10 protein-coding genes are annotated in these 17134 nt (G+C 67.0%); all 10 read right to left on the bottom strand.

Annotated elements, in window-relative coordinates:
• Positions 1 to 67: 67 nt before the first annotated feature.
• Positions 68 to 5578 (bottom strand): PQQ-binding-like beta-propeller repeat protein, encoded by a 5511-nt coding sequence (locus ING98_07875; protein MCA3101775.1) that lies wholly within the window; start codon positions 5576 to 5578, stop codon positions 68 to 70.
• A gap of 32 nt (positions 5579 to 5610) precedes the next feature.
• Entirely contained in the window at positions 5611 to 6084 is a 474-nt protein-coding gene (locus ING98_07870) for a hypothetical protein (protein ID MCA3101774.1), read from the bottom strand.
• 1 nt (position 6085) lies between these two features.
• A complete protein-coding gene (locus tag ING98_07865) occupies positions 6086 to 7165 on the bottom strand; it encodes a PilW family protein (protein ID MCA3101773.1) in 1080 nt (359 codons plus the stop codon).
• Positions 7166 to 7167: 2 nt separating this feature from the next.
• Positions 7168 to 7815: a type IV pilus modification protein PilV gene (pilV, locus tag ING98_07860; GenBank protein ID MCA3101772.1), complete on the bottom strand. Its 648-nt coding sequence runs from the start codon at positions 7813 to 7815 to the stop codon at positions 7168 to 7170.
• A gap of 118 nt (positions 7816 to 7933) precedes the next feature.
• Positions 7934 to 13228: a hypothetical protein gene (locus tag ING98_07855; protein MCA3101771.1), complete on the bottom strand. Its 5295-nt coding sequence runs from the start codon at positions 13226 to 13228 to the stop codon at positions 7934 to 7936.
• A gap of 40 nt (positions 13229 to 13268) precedes the next feature.
• The gene (locus tag ING98_07850) at positions 13269 to 13787 is read right to left on the bottom strand and encodes a hypothetical protein (GenBank protein ID MCA3101770.1); all 519 of its coding nucleotides are present in this window, start codon (positions 13785 to 13787) and stop codon (positions 13269 to 13271) included.
• Between the two features lie 33 nt (positions 13788 to 13820).
• The gene (locus ING98_07845) at positions 13821 to 15041 is read right to left on the bottom strand and encodes a PilW family protein (GenBank protein MCA3101769.1); all 1221 of its coding nucleotides are present in this window, start codon (positions 15039 to 15041) and stop codon (positions 13821 to 13823) included.
• Positions 15032 to 15664 carry a type IV pilus modification protein PilV gene (pilV, locus tag ING98_07840; protein MCA3101768.1) on the bottom strand — a complete coding sequence of 211 codons (633 nt, stop codon included), beginning with the start codon at positions 15662 to 15664 and terminating at the stop codon, positions 15032 to 15034. Before pilV (ING98_07840) ends, ING98_07845 begins: the two co-directional genes overlap by 10 nt.
• Complete coding sequence (locus tag ING98_07835) at positions 15658 to 16287, bottom strand: GspH/FimT family pseudopilin (GenBank protein MCA3101767.1); 630 nt, start codon at positions 16285 to 16287, stop codon at positions 15658 to 15660. The genes pilV (ING98_07840) and ING98_07835 overlap by 7 nt, the downstream gene beginning before the upstream one ends.
• A 16-nt stretch (positions 16288 to 16303) precedes the next feature.
• A complete protein-coding gene (locus ING98_07830) occupies positions 16304 to 16834 on the bottom strand; it encodes a prepilin-type N-terminal cleavage/methylation domain-containing protein (GenBank protein MCA3101766.1) in 531 nt (176 codons plus the stop codon).
• Positions 16835 to 17134 lie beyond the last annotated feature (300 nt).

Raw genomic sequence — 17134 nt, 5'->3', positions numbered from 1 at the left:
ACCCGGCACCGCCTCGCCACTCGCAACTGCAGACCGCGCGGTATTGCCCGCGCGGTCTGCCTGGTGGTCAGATCTGCGGCTCGGTGTACCAGTACACGCGCGTGGCGGTCCCCAGCGTAGCCTGCTGCTGGCTGAACAACCTGGCGTCGGCCGCGGCCACGAAGAACACCCGGCGCGCCGCGGCGGTACTGCCCGGCAGCACGATCAACTGGCCACTCGAGCCGTAGCCCCGGTTGACGAAGTTCGAGTAGTACCGTGTCATGCCGGTCGTCGGTGCCGGGATCACGTAGGCCCCGAGCAGATCCAGTTCGTTCAACCGGCTCTGTCCGGGGGGCACGCAGGCGTTCACCTGCGCGATCGGCGTATAGCTGCCGAATCGGATCCTTCCGAAGAACACCGTCGGTTCACTGGTCACCTTCTCACCCGTATCGAGCACGCGATACCACCCCTTCGCGGCGGGGTTGCCGATCAGGGCGCTGTCGGTGGTACCCGCTTCGGTCGAACCCAGGTCGATGAGATCGCCTGCCAGAAGCGAAACGACCGAGGTGGATGTCGCATACAGGCCGTAATCCGGATCCTTGATCATCGCGATCACGTCGGTGGATGTGGCCTTGAGCGGGTGTTCGCGATTGCCGGTGCCGACGATCACCGCGTCGTAGCGTACGCCGAGCCGCAGTTGCTTGACCGCCGCCGGCGGGAAGAAGATACGCCGGTCAGTGGGCAAGGTGGTCGCGAGCGTAGCCAGCAGCCTGCCGCTCCAGAGGCTCTTGTCGGCATTGCCGATGTCGAATCGCCAGACCTGGCCACCCATGTCACCGACGTAGATCCGGTCGAGATAGCTGTTTCCGTCCATGTCGGTGTCCAGTGCGGCAAGGTCGGACGGAATGCTGAACGACATGCTCCCGCCCGTCACCAGCGGGTTCGCGCTGCTGAACGACGCCTCCAGGCTACCCGTGCGGGCGTTCGCCACGAATACGGCACGCCCCATCGTATCTGCAGCCGTCGTCGGCCGGTTGTCCTGGTTCGGATCGTAGCCGCCGCCGAACAGAAGCACCGGGTCTGAGACCGCGCGTACCCGGCCAACGGTCGGGGTCGACCAGCTCTGGCCGAGTTGCGCGTAGGCGGTCGACGCGCTGCAGCTGCTCGCGCCGCAGATCTGCGTCGGCGTGATCTTCCACATGAAGCGCGGCGCGTTGACGTCGGTGATATCCAGTGCGTAGTACGCGCGTCCGCCGCGCCGCAGTCCGAAGAAGAGCCAGACCGAATCGGTACCGTCGACCACTCCGTTCTTGTTTGCGTCGTTGATCTGTACGACTGGCGAGCCATCGGCGACGTAGATCTGTTCGCCAGTTGCGTTGGCCATCAGCGCCGCGAGCTGCGGCAGAGCCTCCTCGACGAGGAAGGTCCACTTCTCGGCCCCGGTGTTGGCGTCCACCGCATGGATGTAGCCCGTGCTCGACGCGTAGTAGAGATACTGCGTCGGCGGCGTCACGCCGGGGTTGTAGGTGACCAGCGCCGGGCGCGAATGTTGCACATCGCCGTGCGCCCACGACCGCCATGCGGTGCAGGCCGTCGTGGTGCTGGCGTCTGCACACGCCGCGTCTCCCGGGTTGCCGCCGAGTGCCCAGTTCAGGATCGTGGAACGCTGGGTATCGCTCATCGCTGCATTGCCGAGCAGTGTCTTGGTCAGATCGGTATTGCCCTCGGAGACTGCGTTGCTCGAATGGGTGAGGTCCGCGTTGGTACCGGTCGACAGGCGCGTGTAGACCTTGCGCGTCGACGGGTTGTAGCCGCTGGTGTTGATCAACTGGTATCCGGTACCGCCGCTGTCCGGCTTGCCGGCATCGGTCAGCGTCGACGGGCCCCAGAAGCTGGAGGCATTCGGATCCACCGTGACGCTTTGGATGCCGGTGGCCGGATCCGTCTCTATCTTCTCGATATTCTTCGTGTTCACGCCGGACAGCACGGTCTGGCCGATCAGGCACAGGTCGGTGATGCCCGGTCCGCAGACGCCGGGTTCCGCGAGCGGATCCCCGAGCATGAATTTCTTGACCGTGCCGGTCCACGCCTGGGTGATCGAAGCCCTGAAGAACGACAGGTACACGTCGGTCGAGTTAGTGGTGCGGTTGAGCGCCGAGATCGGTACCGTCGGCGCGGAGACCGTCGGGTTCCAGTCGCGGATGGATACCAGTGCTGCGAGCAGCGCCGCCTTCAGCCCGGCGCTGTCCTCGGCCACGTAGTACTGTCCGCCGGATTTCTGTGCCGCATTCTGGAGAACCGGCGAACTCGCGCCGGCGAAGCCGATGGTATAGGTGACCGCCGACTGCCTGCCCTCTATCCGGTCGGTAGTCGTCTCGCCAGCGAAATTGATCGCGCCGGGACTGATGTCCGCGCGCGACATGAAGTAGGCCAGTTCGTCCAGCCAGACGTAGCCTCCATCGGCCGAGGTACCAGCGAGGTCCGTCGGCCCGAACGGCGTAGCCGCGCTGACCTCGAATTGTTGCGAGGTGGTGTCCGAGTTTGTCTCATCGGGAACGGTTCGCGGCGAGACGATCCCTTGGGGACCGGTCCAGGTCATGTTCTTCACGCCGCGGCTCGGCGAGCCCGACAGCGTGTTCGCCGCGGAATCATCCTCGGGGCCGCCGTCGGTGATCAGGATGATGTAGTTCTTCTGGCAGCCAGCCGGCGCGGTGGTGGTGGGGTTGTTCAGCATCGGCGAACGGTAGACGCCGATCGACGGGCAATCCGCCGAGATCGCCGTGCATACGGCGGTCGTGTCGCGTCCCTGTGTCACCGTGCCGCCACCCAGTGCGGTGGCCGTGCTGGTTCCCCACTGCGGGGTGCGCCCGGCGTAGTAGAGGTAGGCCTCGTACAACGCTTCGGTCATGGGCGTACGCGCCGAGGCGGTAGTGGCGAGGATGGCGCTGGCCAGCGCAGCGCGGTTCGCGAAGTCGGGATCGGACGTGCTGGAGCCCATCCGGCGCATCGCAAACGCGACGTTCGCACCATCGCTGTTCAGCGTGCTGCTGGTACGGTTGAACACCATCAGCCCGAGGCGCATGCCGTCGGTGGTCTGCGCCAGGTCGGTGAGTGCGCCCTTGGCGATCTGCAAGCGGGTCTTGCGACCGATCGGATGGCCGTTCGGGCCCTTCGGACCGAACTTCCAGTTCAGGTAGTTGACGGAATAGACATCGATGTTCTTCGTGCTGTCCGCGGCGATCGCTTCGGACGCCGCCGTCGAGTAGGAGGCGGTGGCGTTGCTGCCTGGCGACGAACTGGTGTTCCAGGCAGTGTCGAAGGTACGCGCTGCCGCCCGCATGTAGCTGCCGCTGGGGTTGCCGGTCGGTTCGTCCGCCTTGCAATCGTGGATCATGTTGATCTGCCGGTCCGCAGCGCTGTTAGGTGCTGCGTAGTTGTAGACCCTGTAGAACCGATTGGTACCCGCGCTGCCACCGATACACTGAGTGTTAGTGGTCGTCACGGACGGGCACGAAGTGACGTTGTTGGTCGTAGGGCAGGGGAGCCCGTAGCGCCCGCCGCAGGTCTGGTCGGTATTGGCATTGACGTTGCAACCGCCGGTGGCGCTGCCGCCTACCACGTTGGCATAGGCCGTGCCGCGGATGGAGACGGATGCCGTTGCCACGATCGAGCAGTTGGCCGTGGACGGACCGGTCGTACTCCGGTTGTCACCCGTGCTGACCGTAGTCGGCACCGTGGTCTCGTTTCCCTGGCAGGTGCCGCCATACCAGTAGGTGTTGGCGGTGATCGCATTGGTGCAGCCCTGTGTCGCGTAGGAGGCGACGAACGGCTGGGGTTGGGGGCCGGTCACGTTGCTCTGGCTGATGCCGTTGACGGTCGCGGTCGTGCCGCCGGCGGTGCAGCTCGCGGTCGAACCGTTCTCCTGGCAGCTGCCGCCGTAGTGGTACCAGCCCTGGCCTTCGACGAAGACGCCGGTGCGTCCAACCCACGAGCAGGCGTTTACCGTGACCGACTGACGCCCGCTCCATGCGCAGCTGTTGCGGTTCACGCTGAAGAAGTTGTTGGTGGTCGTGAATCCACAGTTCGCAGGGGTTGCCGGGCAGCCGACGCTAAACGGATCGGAGCACGCACCGAGCGTGTTATTGGTGCAGCTGCCACCGCGCCAGCGGGTCGTTCCGGAGGCGTCGACCTCGCTCAGTGTGGGGGCGCTGAAGGTGCAGGTACGCGTCTGGGTGGCCGATCGGTTGGTACACGCCACCGTACCCGAGGGCACATTGATGCAGTTGAGCGACGCCGGGCCGGTGGCCGGATCGCACGCGACAGGCGTGGTGCTGCCGTAGCCTGCAGGGTTCATGCTGTTGATGTAGCCCTGCAGTCCGGTGACCATGCCGAAGGCAGGGGCGGGCATGTTGTCCCGGGTGCCCTTGATCGCGCTGAGCCGCTCGTCCGATTCCAGCAGCGAGTAGCCGTAGAGCAATCGCAGTACGGTGAGCTGGGGCGCGGTCCAGCTGAAGGTTGGCGCAACAGTGGCTGGCGCGACAGCGGGATAAAAGGGCGAGTTGAGGGCCCCCAGGGTGACGAAAGGGTGGAACTCGGTCCCGGCCATGTCTGCCTTCAGGTCCGTCCATCCGGCATGGCTGGTGGTGGCGCGCACGCGGATCGGCAGGCCGACACTTCCGAGCGGACTGCCCCCGATGTTGTCGCGGGCTGCGGCACCGGTCGGCGTGTTGAGCGGCGCAACCGACGAGTCGAGGTATCCGCGGGCATAGCCCGCTGTGTTGATGCTGCTGCCGGGATAGGCACTGTTGTTGACCGTGTCCAGCGCCAGCCAGCGCTCGTAGCGTGCCCACTGCTGGTTGGCGAAAAATCCGGCGTTGCGTGCATAGGCCGTCGGCGCGAACACGGTCGACGGCATGATCTCGGCCAGGCTGGTCGAGCACTGGTTGTAGAGGGTGTAGTCGTAGTCCGTCGTCCCCCAGGGATTGGGCACGGGTGCAAAGGTGATGCCGCCACGAGTCCCGGCGACGAAGGCGCGCGAGCCACGGAAGCGGTTGAAGCTGATCGAGCGCAGCCGCGCGTCGCTCAGGCTGGTGGTCGCGGGGCTCTGCGCCGGGACCCAGTAGAGCCACGACGGGTCGTTGTAGTTGCGCCATGTGTTCCGCGGGCCCGGATCGCCTGTCTCGGTGGCGTTCGCGTAGGTGCGCGCGGCATCCCACAGGGCGCGTCGCTGGTCGAGCGTGTTGCCTGCCCAGGTGCCCCAGGGGCTGAACGGGGTGGCCGGCGCAGCGGCGGTCGAGATACGGGACGCGTTCTCGATCGTGACTTCGGAGTTGCTGATCGCGGCAATGTCGTTCCACAGATACTCGACATGCGAGTCGTACTCGCCCGGATACTCGCGCCATGGCTCGGGTATGTTCATCGAGTCCGAGGTGTCGAGCACCACCAGCACGTTCGGTTCCGCCGTCGACGCGCTCGGGGAGGTCGCCAGGAAGATGTCGGTGTCGCGCGCGAACGCAGGCGAGAAAGCGCCGAGCGGGTTCGCAAGGGTCACGATCAGCACCCACGCCAGCATCTTTCGGATTCGAAGGGTCGTCGTCATTTGAGGCCTCAATGCGATCTGTGGATGCCGGGTCAGCAGGAGCCGGGGGGGGCGGTTGCTTCGGTGCCCTGGTGCACCGTCGAGCGGCCGCCGCGGTTGACGGTGGCGGTCGCCGCGATGTCGAACTGCACCGACTGCAGGCCGCCCGAACCCATCTGGGTGCCGAAGGTGTTCGCCGGAGCGCAGCCGAGCTGGGTCACGACCAGGTTCACGGTGCTGTCGTTGAGTACCGTGGCGGGAAAGATCGCACCACCGGCGGCTGCCGCCAGGGCAAGGAAGCCGGGCGCGAACCGGCCCTGGTTCGCATCGACGAAGTCGGCTATCGCCACTTCGGCATTGGCCAGGTTGACCGACAGCGTCTCGGTGCTGCCGCTGATGCGAAGCTGGAGAATCGACGTGCGCATCGTCCCCAGTACCAGAATGGTCATCACCGCCATCAGGATCAGGCTGACCACGAGCGCGGCGCCCTGTTCCGACCGCCTGGCCGGGTAGTGGGTCTGGACCATCTCAGCCTCCCCGTCGTTGTGCGACGTTGCGCACCTGGAAGTTCTGCGTGAACACGCGGCGGCGGAACGCGCAGTCGACATTCACCGTGCAGTTGAAATCGGACACGCCATCGCCGTCGAGGTCGTAGCGTTTGCCGGTATCGTCATGGCCGATGCTGGCGCGTGTGTCGCGCACCAGCACCGACACGCGCACCACCACCACGGTGGTCCATTCGACGCCGACAGGCGTGGCCGTGAACCGGTCCGGCACGCCGTCGGCGTTCGCATCGACGCCGTACAGGAAGTTCACCCGTTCCACACCCTGTACCAGCGGGCGCTCGACCATGTTCAAGCCCTCGAGTTCCTGCCTGACCAGCGTGGGTACCGGACGGCCGTCGTCATCTGTGGCAAGGCAGCCGGGCGGCGTCGCGGTGCGGCTGCACGGACGAACGTAATACAGGTGGGCCTGGTACTCGAAGATCGGTGCGTCCGCACCGCCGAACAGGGTGCGATGCACCCCACTTGCGCGCAGCGTGCCGTAATTGCTGCCCTGGAACAGGATCGCGCCGCTGGCGTTGCCCTGCACATAGACGCGGCCGGCCACGAACGCGGCGTCGGTCAGGTTGCCGTCGGCGTTCGGATCGGCCAGGCGCTCGCCAGTGGCCAGACGCACCGCGAGTACCTGCAGCTGACCTGTCTGGAAATTGCTCGCGAGCACGCAGGGCAAAGTCGCGTTGACGTTGGCTGGCGTCAACCCGGTGAAGCCCACCATCGGCACGATCGTGTCGAATGCCCAGTTCGCCAGGGGCGGATTGCTGGCCGAGCCGCAATCGATGGCCGTGTTGACTGCGCCGGCCGTGGCGTCGACCGTCGTGGCCGCGTTGCCGATGCCGTAGAAACCGGCGTGCCGGATCGAATCGCCGAGGTAGGCCAGGGCGGTCATGCCGTTCTCCTGAAGTCGGGCGAAGTCATCCTGCGACTGGTAGCTGCGCGACGTACCCATGATCAGCACCATCAGTCCCAGGGTCAGGACCAGCGCGATGGTGATACCGATCATGACCTCGACCAGCGACAGACCGCGCTGTCTTGCGAGTATCGCCATGGTCATACCCTCACGTCGAGCGACACGACGCGCCGCCGTGTCTCGGTGCCGTACAGGCCGTTGCCGCAGGTCGACGTGACCGGTGCGACGGTCTCGTCCCTGCCTTGCCAGGCTACCGTCACCCGGTAGGTCGCCTGGGTGCTCGGGCCGACGGCTGCGACCACGATTTCGATGCAGCCCCGGGCATTCGTTGCGCCGCCGGTCCGGGCGCTGTCAGCGGCGAAGAATTCGGTCGTACCCTGGAGCAGACCGTCCCAGTAGGCCGCGTCGTACGCGGCGAGTACGTCCGGCGTGCAGGTGGCTACCGCGCAGTTCGTAATCGCGCCGGTCACAAGATCGTTGAAGCGGGTGCCTGCGCCCAGTGGCGTGGCGACCGGCGCAGCGGCCACATAATCGGCTGCGCGCGCCCGGTTCGCCAGGATCTTCTCGAGCATGTCGTTCGCCAGGGTGATCGCCTGCTGGCGCTGGTAGGCCTCGAAGGACGCCCGTTGACCCTTGACGATCAGCTGCGCCAGGCCCAGCAGGCCTATGGCGACCAGTGTCAGGGACACGAGGATCTCGATCAGCGTGAAGCCGCCGGCACGCCCGCGAGGGACGCGGTGGGCACCGTGGGCACGACGAGCGCGAGGGATTACTGGATTTTCGAACATGATGTAGCTTACGTCCTGACATGGCGATTTCCGAGTGGTGCAGCCGTTTGCCCCGACGAACGGAAGACCGCGCTGGACGGGCGGCGCACACGCTCTGAATGGGGGATGTGCCCGGGCATCAACGACCGGATTCGAGGTACCAGTAGACCCGCTGCGGTACCCCGACCACTGCTACCTGGACGAAGGTCGCCGCCGGGGTGGTGAACAGGAAGCCGACTCTGCCGTCAGGCAGCAGGATCAGCTGTCCGCTGGGCAGGAAGTTCCGCGACCAGACTCCGTCGATATAGGCCTGGCGGCTGCTGTTTCCCGGCAGCAGGGTGAGCGAGGCGTCCAGGGCTGCATAACCGAAGATGCGACTGGTGAACGACGGCATGCATCTCGATACCAGGCTCGGGAAACCCATCGCCGCCGCACTGCCGTAGACAGGCGCAAGCACGACGTTCTGGAACACCGTCGGCGCCTCGGTCACCTTTGCCGTCGCCGGCAACAGGCGGGCCCAGCCACTGACGGCGCTGCCGGGCGCAGCCGAGGCTGTCGAGTCGTCGTCGTATGCCAGCTTGAGAAAGTCGGGATCGGTGTACAGGATGGGCGGGCTGGCGGACAGCGTCGAGCCGTGATCGCGGTCGATCAGCATCGCGAGGATGTCGACCGTCGACTGCTTGAACGGATGTTCACGATCGCCCGTGCCCAGATAGATTGCGTCGAACCGGCTGCCGCCTGCGGACTGCGGTACCACCGCGAACGGGAACAGGATCTTGCGGTTCGGGACAGGGCCGGTCGAGAGCTTCGCGATGAGCTTGCCCGTCCAGTTCGCCGGGTCTGCATCCGAGATCTGGAAGCGGAATACGTTGGCCGCGGTGTCGCCGATGTATACCCGGTCGATCAGGCCGTCGCCGTTGGTGTCCAGCGCCGTCGGCTCGGCCGCGACGCTGTGGGTCATCGCGCCCGATGGCGCACCGTTCACCAGCGTGTTGCCGCTGTCGAAACGACGGATCGGGACGCCTGTGACGAGGTCCACGATGTAGAACGCGCGGCCCATGGTGTCCGCCGCCGAGACCGGCTCGTTGTCCTGGTTCGGATCGTAACCGCCACCGAACATCACGACCGGGTTGGTCACGCCCCGGACCCGGCCGACCACGGGCGCCGACCAGGTCTGGCCGAGTTCCGCGTACAGCGGCTCGCTCGAACAGGTGCCGGTGCACCGCTGGCCGCCGCCACTGGCCGTGATCTTCCAGAGGAAGACCGGCGCCGAGAGGTTCGTCACGTCGATCGCGTACTGCGTGCGGCCACCGCGCCGCAAGCCGAAGGTGACAATCACCTGGTCGCCCGCCTCCACGATGCCGTTGCCGTTGACATCCTTCACGTGGACCGCAGGTGCACCGTCGGCGACCTGGATCTGCTCGCCGTTGCCGTTGGACAGCAGGGCGCCGAGCTGCGGCAGCGCTTCCTCGACCATGAACGCCCAGCGCTCGCGGCCGGTATTGCCGTCCACCGCATGCAGGAGCCCGGTGTTGCTCAGGTAGAACAGGAACTGCTGCGGCGGACTGGTCGCGGTGTTGTAGTACACGAACGCCGGCTTGGAATGCAGTACGGCGGCATGGGGCCAGTCGGCCCACTGGTCGCAGGGCAGCCAGTAGGACACGCCATTGCACTGGGGCACCGTCATGTCGCCGCCGCGGATCCAGTTCAGCAGCCGGTAGCGGCCGACGGTGTCGGCCGCGCCCAGCGCCAGCATGGCATTGGTGATGTTCGCATTGCCGCCCGTGACCGCGTTCGCCGGGTTGGTCAGGTCGGTGGCAGACACCGATGAAAGCTTCGTGTAGACGCTGCGGGTACCGCTGCCATTGGCCGTGCCCGGCACCACGGCCGGCGCGGACGCCTTCAGCTGGTAGCCGGTGCCGCCGCGCGCCGGGTCGCGGCCGTCGATCTCGGTGGTCGGGTTCCAGTAGCTCACCGCCAGCGTGCTGATCAGCCGCTCGAACACGCCGGTCGTGCCGATCTGCCCGGACACCTCGATGTTCCTGCTTCCGCCTGGCAACGTGGTCTGGCCGATCAGGCAGAAGGTGACCGGGTTACCCTGTGGATCGTTACCGCATTCGGCTCCGGTGGTACCGATGCCGTACTTGCGTACCGAGCCCCGCCACGAGACCGTTGCGCTCGGCTCGAAGAAAGCCATGTATACCTCTAGTGCGGTCTGCGCCCGGTTGTAGGCGGAGATCGGTACCGTGGCCGCGGCCAGCGTGCCCGTGAAGCCGGTGATGCTGGTGACCGCCTGCTGCAGCCGGCGGCGCAGATCCTGCGCGTCCTGCGCTTCGTAGTAGATGCCGTCGCCCCGGACCGCGGCCTGCTGCACGACCGGCGACGATGTTCCGCGGAAGCCGATGGTGTAGGTGGTGATCCCCTGCGCGCCTGGCAGCGCGTCGCCGCCGTTGTCGCCCGGGAAGATGCGCGCCCCCGGGCTCATGTCGGCGTTGCGCATGAAGTAGGACAGTTCGTCCAGCCACAGGTAGCCGCCGTCGAATGCGGTCGATGCCTGGTCGCGCAAGCCGTAGGGCTGCCCGGTGAGTGCGTTCTCGAACTGCTGGCTCCTGGTGGCCGGGTTGAATGCGTCGACACCCTGTACCGGCGAGAAGGTGCCGACGGGGTTGGGCGAAGCGTTGACGTAGGCGAGGTTGCGCACGCCGCGGCTGCCGGGCAGCGTGTTGGCAGACCAGTCGTCCTCCGGCATGCCGTTGGCGATCATCACCACGAAGTTCTTCTGACAGGACGCAGGCGCGGCCGTCGACGGACTGGACAGCATCGGCGAGCGGTAGACGCCGAGCGACGGGCACTCCGCCGAGATCGCTGTGCACACAGCGGTGGTGTCGCGGCCCTGGGTCACCGTACCGCCGATCAGTGCGACCGATGTCTCGGTTCCCCAGTGCGGTGTGCGGCCCGCGAAGTACAGCATCGCCTCGTACAATGTTTCGGTCAGTGGCGTGCGCGAGGACGCGACGACGTTGTTGATCGCGCTCACCAGCGCCGCGCGGTTGGCAAAGTCGGGGTCGGCGCTGTCCGTGCCCATCCGGCGCATGGCGTGGGCGATGTTGCCGCCGTCATTGGTCAGGTCGCTGCGCGTGCGGTTGGTGACCATCAGTCCGAAGCGCACGCCGTTGGTGCCGTTGACCAGGTCTGAGAGGGCCGCCTTGGTGCTGGTGAGGCGTGTCGCGCGGCCGATCGGATGGCCGTTCGGGCCGCGTGGACCGAACTTCCAGTTCAGGTAGTTCGCGGCGTAGGTGTCGATCGGTGGCACGCTCGCCGACGGGTTGGTCGATGCGTAGGCGGCCGAGGTGTTGGCGGCATTGCTGACCGTGCGGTTCCATTCGGCGCCGAAGGTGCGGTCGGTGCGCAGCGACAGGAAGCCGTTGAAGTTCGCCGCCGTGCCGTTGTCGGCCTGGCAGTCGTGCACGAGATAGCCCGCGAAGCGCGCGCGGTTGACCACGGCGAAGTCCGTGCTCGGCGGCGTCTCGAAGCGGCCCTCCGGTGCACAGGCGCGGCCATGCTGGCAGGGCAATCCCTCCCGGGTCACGCAGTCGATATCCCCGACCGCGAGGCTGGCCGGGCCGCAGCCTTCGCCCTGGCCGGTCGCCGTGCTGCCGATAGCGCTGTCGACGCGGTCGAGAACGCGCAGGTTCACCGTGATCGTCGCGCCGACCACCGAAGTGGCTGCGACAGCCGACAGGTTCAGCGTGCGCCGGTCTGCACCGGTCACCGATTCGATCCGCGCGCGCAGGTTGGCGCCCGCGGGCCCGGCCCCCGGGATGTTGATCCGCTGGCCCGCCCAGAACGCGTTGTTGCGGCTGATCGTGAGTTGCGCGGAGCCGGCGGCGATGCTTCCGGTCGCGATCGATGTCGAGAAGTAGGCGGGCAGGCCGGTCACCCTCCACCAGTCGGTACTGGCGATGTCGCGGTTGCCGCGCAGCGCGGCAAACTTCACCTGCGGAAGCGGCGTCGAACCGGCGACGGCAACGCCGTACTGCTGCAGTACCGGCACGAGCGGATTCTGCGCTGCGTAGCCGGGAAAGCTCGCGAAGGCATCCTCGACCAGGTGGCCGACGCCCGACCACCAGAAGTTGTAGCCGCCGAGGTCGGCGCGCGGCAGGGCCCATCCGGAGCGGGAATCGCCGGGGTTCACCTGCCCCGGGATGCCGTTGTCCACCAGCATGCGGATCGGCGCACCGTAGCTGCCGGGATGCTGGAACAGGTTGCGCGCGCCGTTGCCGAAGGCTGCGAAGCCGCGATCGCCGTTGCCCGGGTTCACCGAGGGGAAGAGGTTGTCGGGGCCGGCCCACCAAGGCCAGTAGTCCGGACCACTGTCCATCCTGAGGTTCGGCGCCGCAGTGTCGTTGTCTGCATAGCCGGCGCGCGGCGCGATCCGGGCTTCGATGGCACCGGTGCCTGACTGGCTGTCGATCGTACGGGTACCCCAGGTCGCGGGCTGGTCGGTCGCGGGATACGACGACACCATCGCGTTGTCGAGGTCGAGGAAGGGTTCCCAGCGCAGCCACGACTGGTTGAGGAACCGGCCCGCGTTGCGCGCGTGGGTCGACGGTGCGAACACGGTCGAGGGCATCAGGTTCGGGTGTGATGCCTGGCACTGGTTCCGGTTCAGCCAGCTGTCGGTACTCGCGCTGTTGCCGTTGTCGACGAAACGCATGCCGCCGCGGACGCCGCCGATCATGCGGGTGCCGCCGGCGAACTTGTTGAAAGAGACCGACCACAGCAGTGGTGAATCCTCCGGCGTTCCGGCCGGTGCCCACCAGACCCAGTTCGGGTCGCCCGTCCAGACACGGGGAAAGAGAGGTGCGGTCGATGGTACTTCGCGTCCCCCGCCGTAGTTGCGGTACAGGAAGCGCGCCCCGGGATCGCCTGGCAGGGCCTTGTCGAACACGGTGGACCGATAGGCGGCCAGCATCAGTTGCAGTCGTTCCTGCACGGTCGAGCCTGCCCAGTTGCCCCAGGGGCTGGTCGGGTTCGGCGGCTGCGCCATCAGCGAGATGCCGCCAGTCTGTCTGTTGGCGATCGGATGGCCGGGCAGTTCGCCGACCTGGTCCGGGATCGCCCAGTCGATGCCGGTGGAGAGATTGTTCGGGTAGATCAGGTTCGGATCCGCCCAGAGGTATTCCACGTGCGAATCGTACGGGCCGGGATACTCTCGCCACGGTTCTGCGATGTTCATCCGGTCGTCGGTGCCCAGCACGATCAGGATGTTCGGCTCCACCGCACCCGGTGAGCCGGCTGACAGGTAGATGGCGGTATCGCGTACCGCGGTGTTCGACACGACCTGCGCCACCGCCGGCACGGGATTCGCCAGGGCTGCGATCAGCAGCCATGCGAACGCTCGTTTCAGTGTGTGATGCGATCGCATGTTCATGGCGAGTCGTATCCGGCTCGAGGCCGGGGAGCGGTTCGGTTCAGCAGCTTGCGGAGAACGCCATCACGCCCTGGTTCACCGAGGCCGTGCCGCCGAGCAGGCTGCTCGAGATGCCACGGATGTTGAAGGTGCTCACGAACAGCGCGTTCTGCCGGCCGACGTTGGCGTACTGGTTGCCGGGAATGGTGCCCGATGCGCACTGGATCTGCGTCGCGGTGAGGGTCACCGCACCCCCGTCGATGGGCGGCAGTGAATAGTCCGGTGCGCCAGGCGCCGGTGCGACCAGCGCCAGGAAGCCGGGGGCGAAGCGCCCGTTGTTGACATTGAGGAAGTGACTGACCGCAAGCTCCGCATTCGCGAGCGTCTCCTGGGCCACCTGGTTCGCACCGCCGATGCGCAGCTCCTGTATCGAGGTACGCAGCATCGAGATCACGAGCAGGGTCATCACGGCCAGCATGATCAGGCCGACGACCAGTACCGCGCCGCGCTGGCGGGAGGCTCGCGCCGTCCCCGGTACGTACGGCACATGCCGGGCCACTGCGGCGCCTGCGGTGGACATCCGGGGTTCTTCGAGGGCAGGGCGCATGTCAGTTCACCCGGCCCGGCGCATCGCAACGTTACGTACCTGGAAGGTCTGCTGGAACACGTGGCGCCGGTAGGCGCAGTCATTGACCACCTTCGGCGAGCATGCGAACGGCATCGACAGTCCGGAGGTCAGGTCGTACTGCTTGCCCGAATCGTCGTGGCCGATGTTCGGGCTGCTCGATCGCACCAGGACCGACACCCGTACCGTGACCACCCGTGACCACTGCGCCGGCGTGGCGGGATCGAGAACATAGGTGTCCGGGATGCCGTCCCAGGTACGGGTCGGGTCGTTGTTCACGTTGTCGATGCCGTAGACGAATCCGATGCGCTCGACGCCGGGCACCAGCGCCAGTTCGGTCATCGTACGCCCGACCAGTTGCTGGCGCACGAGTGTCGGGATCGGGAAGCCACCGTCGTCGGTGGTCGCGCAGGCGGGCGGGCTGATCGGGCGGCTGCAGGGTCGCAGGTAATAGACATGCGCCTGGTACTCGAAGATCGGCGCATCCACCAGGGTGCCGTTGGCATTGGTCACGCGGGCGCTCTCGCCGGCGGCCTTGAGCGCGGTGAAGCGGGCTGCGCCGCCGCGGAAGATCAGGCCGCGTGCCGGGTCGGCCTGCGCGTACAGGCGGTCGTTGTCGAACGCCGCGTCGCTAAGGTCGCCCGGCGTGGCGGTATCGGGCACCTGCGAGCCGTTCGATCCGCGCGTCACCAGGATCTGGTGGTTCGGGTAGTCGAGGAAGTTCTGCGCAAGGATGCACGGGAAGGTCGCGTTGACGGTGGCAGATGTGAGCCCGATACGTCCCGAGAGCGGCTGGCCGACCTGCAGCGCCCAGTTGGTCGCCGGCGGATTGGTTCCCGAGCCGCAGTCGGCCAGCGTATCGACTTCCTGTCCCCCAGCGGGCGCGAGGGCCGGGAGCGAGACGCTGGTGCCGCCGCCGGGCGATCCGTTCCAGCCGTAGAAGCCGGCGAGGCGAAGGCTGTCGCCGATGTAGCGCAGGGCTTCCACGCCGCCTTCCTGCATGCGCGCGAATTCGTCCTGTACCTTGAAACCGCGCGAGGTGCCGCTCATCATCACCAGCAGCCCGAGAGTGAGGAAAAGCCCGATGGTCATTCCCACCAGCAGTTCGACCAGCGACAAACCCCGCTGCGCCCGGACGACGGCGCAGCGGGCAGGCGAGGCCCGATCGGCCGGGACTGCCGGCGCGGGCGCACTGGCGATCAGGGACATGGAATCTGCACCATCACGTCGAGCGTGACGACCCGGCGCAGCGACTCGTTGCCGTACCGGCCACTGCCGCAGGTCGAGGTTGTCGGCGCGGTGGTCGGGTCGCGTCCCTGCCAGGCAACGCTGACCGTGTAGCGCTGGCCGAAGAAGAAGCGGCCCGCGGGGGTCGCGGGTGCGGCCGGGCAGGTGCCGATCGCCGCGCCCGTGGGTGCCACGCAGCCGGCGGCGCCCGGTATGCCGCCGACGCGCAGGCCGCCGGTGGGGTCCGACACGCCAGCGCCGGAAAGCGCGCCGTCCCAGAGCGCGACGTCGTATGCGACCGTCTCGGCCGGCGTGCAGGTATTGTTGCCGCAGTTGCGGATGCCGGCTCCGACCTCGGCAAACCGGACACCCGACCCCAGGGGCGCGGTGAGCGGTGCTGCGGTCGCGTATCCGGCTGCGAGCCCGTGGTTCGAACGGATGCGCTCGGCGATGTCGTTGGCCAAAGACAGGGCCTGCTGGCGCTGGAATGCTTCGAACGAGGCCCGCTGGCCCTTGGCCATCAGCCCGGCCAGTCCGAGCAGGCCGAACGTCACTACCACCAGGGTGATCATTACCTCGAGCAGGGTGAAGCCGCGTCTCAGCAATCTGGCGCCGCGTTGTTCTGGTTGACGGCGGTGACGCGCCCGACCAGTCCGAACATCAGCCTGCGGGTGCGCGAGTTCGCCGCACCGGTGCTGTCGTCGGTGATCGTCATGCCGTCGTTCGCGCCGATCGCCGACGCGCGGACGACCTGCCCGCGCGGCCCGAAGATGATCGTGTTCGCGAAATCGGCTACCGCCGAGCAGATGCGCACCTGCCCGCCGACCGCCTGTTGCACCTTCAGCATTTCCCCGGCGTCCACCGAATTGTTCGCGTTGAGGTCTGCGAACATGCACCAGCCATCGCGCCATGCCGTCCCGGCCACCGTACAGTTGCCGAAGCCGGCCCGTGCGATGACCACGCGACCGCTGTAGCGCACGGCTTCGGACCGGGCGAGGGCGAAGTCGCCGAGCATGTCGGAGGCGATCGAGCGGACTCGCTGTTCCCGGATGAAGTCCTGGAAGTTCGGCAGACCGGCTGCGAGCAGGACCACTGCGATCGTCAACACGACCAGAAGCTCGATCAGGGTGAAGCCGCGCCGCGCCGGCACGCCGAGGGGGCGCTGGCCGGTGACGTGGGCAGCCCGGCAGATGGCGGCAGGGGAGGCGTATCGGGTGGCAGGGATCATCGCGGCGCAGCCGGGCTCACCACGGCAGGTCCGTGCCGGCTTCGAACGTGCCGTTGGTGTTGATGTCCCGCCAGCGCCGGCCAGTCGAGTCGATGCACAGCCCGCCGTCGGAAGCCGCGGCGATCGGACCGCCGGCGCGCGGCTGCAGGCAGGCAATGTAGCCGACAGGCGGCCCGGCGACGGCGGTGATGTTGGGTTGGTCGTAGCGCAGGTCGGTCGCGGTGCTGGGCTCCGGGAAGGCCATCGGCAACTGGTTGGCGCCGGTTCCGAGCCCAGTGGCATAGGCGCCGCGCCGGTCGTTGAAGAACTGTTCCTGGCGCTGCGCGAAATCCTGCAGCCACTGCTGACCTTCGGAGCGGAAGCCGCGGATGACATAGTTGACATACGAGGGGTAGGCGAACGCTGCCATGATGCCGATGATGACCACCACGATCATCAGTTCGACGAGCGTGAACCCGCGAGCAGCGCGGAACGCTCGCGGTCGGCTCGGCGTGCCTGCCCCCGAGCGAGGCACGCCGTGGGCGATGGAAAAGGTCTGTCGGTTCATCGTTATCCCCCAATGGTTCGACATGTTATCGATGACCGGGGCGCGTCTGCCAATGACGGCAGACGAGCGGCACCGTTCAGCGTCTGAGTGGTTCCCGCGCGGCACCGCTGCCGTGGACAACTTGTGGAAAAGCGGGCGCCGGGGATGTATTTCACGGGGCGGGGCCGGCGCGGCAGGTCTTGCCGGGACAGGTTCTAGGCCATGATGGCGAACCGATCAACAGTCACGCCAGTGCTGACTTTAGCCGATGCCAGCCCTTTCGTCGCGCCGGCGGGGCACGCGGGACGGGACATCCGGTTG

Source organism: Rhodocyclaceae bacterium, assembly GCA_020248265.1.
Lineage (GTDB): Bacteria > Pseudomonadota > Gammaproteobacteria > Burkholderiales > CAIKXV01 > CAIKXV01.
Note: the sequence above shows the minus strand (reverse complement) of the source record. Positions and strands in the feature narration are given on the sequence as shown.

Coding starts and splice junctions, on each gene's coding strand:
- pilV (MCA3101772.1), bottom strand. CDS start 7,815: ATGTTCGAAAATCCAGTAATCCCTCGCGCTCGTCGTGCCCACGGTGCC.
- ING98_07855 (MCA3101771.1), bottom strand. CDS start 13,228: ATGAACATGCGATCGCATCACACACTGAAACGAGCGTTCGCATGGCTG.
- ING98_07850 (MCA3101770.1), bottom strand. CDS start 13,787: ATGTCCACCGCAGGCGCCGCAGTGGCCCGGCATGTGCCGTACGTACCG.
- ING98_07875 (MCA3101775.1), bottom strand. CDS start 5,578: ATGACGACGACCCTTCGAATCCGAAAGATGCTGGCGTGGGTGCTGATC.
- ING98_07870 (MCA3101774.1), bottom strand. CDS start 6,084: ATGGTCCAGACCCACTACCCGGCCAGGCGGTCGGAACAGGGCGCCGCG.
- ING98_07865 (MCA3101773.1), bottom strand. CDS start 7,165: ATGGCGATACTCGCAAGACAGCGCGGTCTGTCGCTGGTCGAGGTCATG.
- ING98_07830 (MCA3101766.1), bottom strand. CDS start 16,834: ATGAACCGACAGACCTTTTCCATCGCCCACGGCGTGCCTCGCTCGGGG.
- ING98_07835 (MCA3101767.1), bottom strand. CDS start 16,287: ATGATCCCTGCCACCCGATACGCCTCCCCTGCCGCCATCTGCCGGGCT.
- ING98_07845 (MCA3101769.1), bottom strand. CDS start 15,041: ATGTCCCTGATCGCCAGTGCGCCCGCGCCGGCAGTCCCGGCCGATCGG.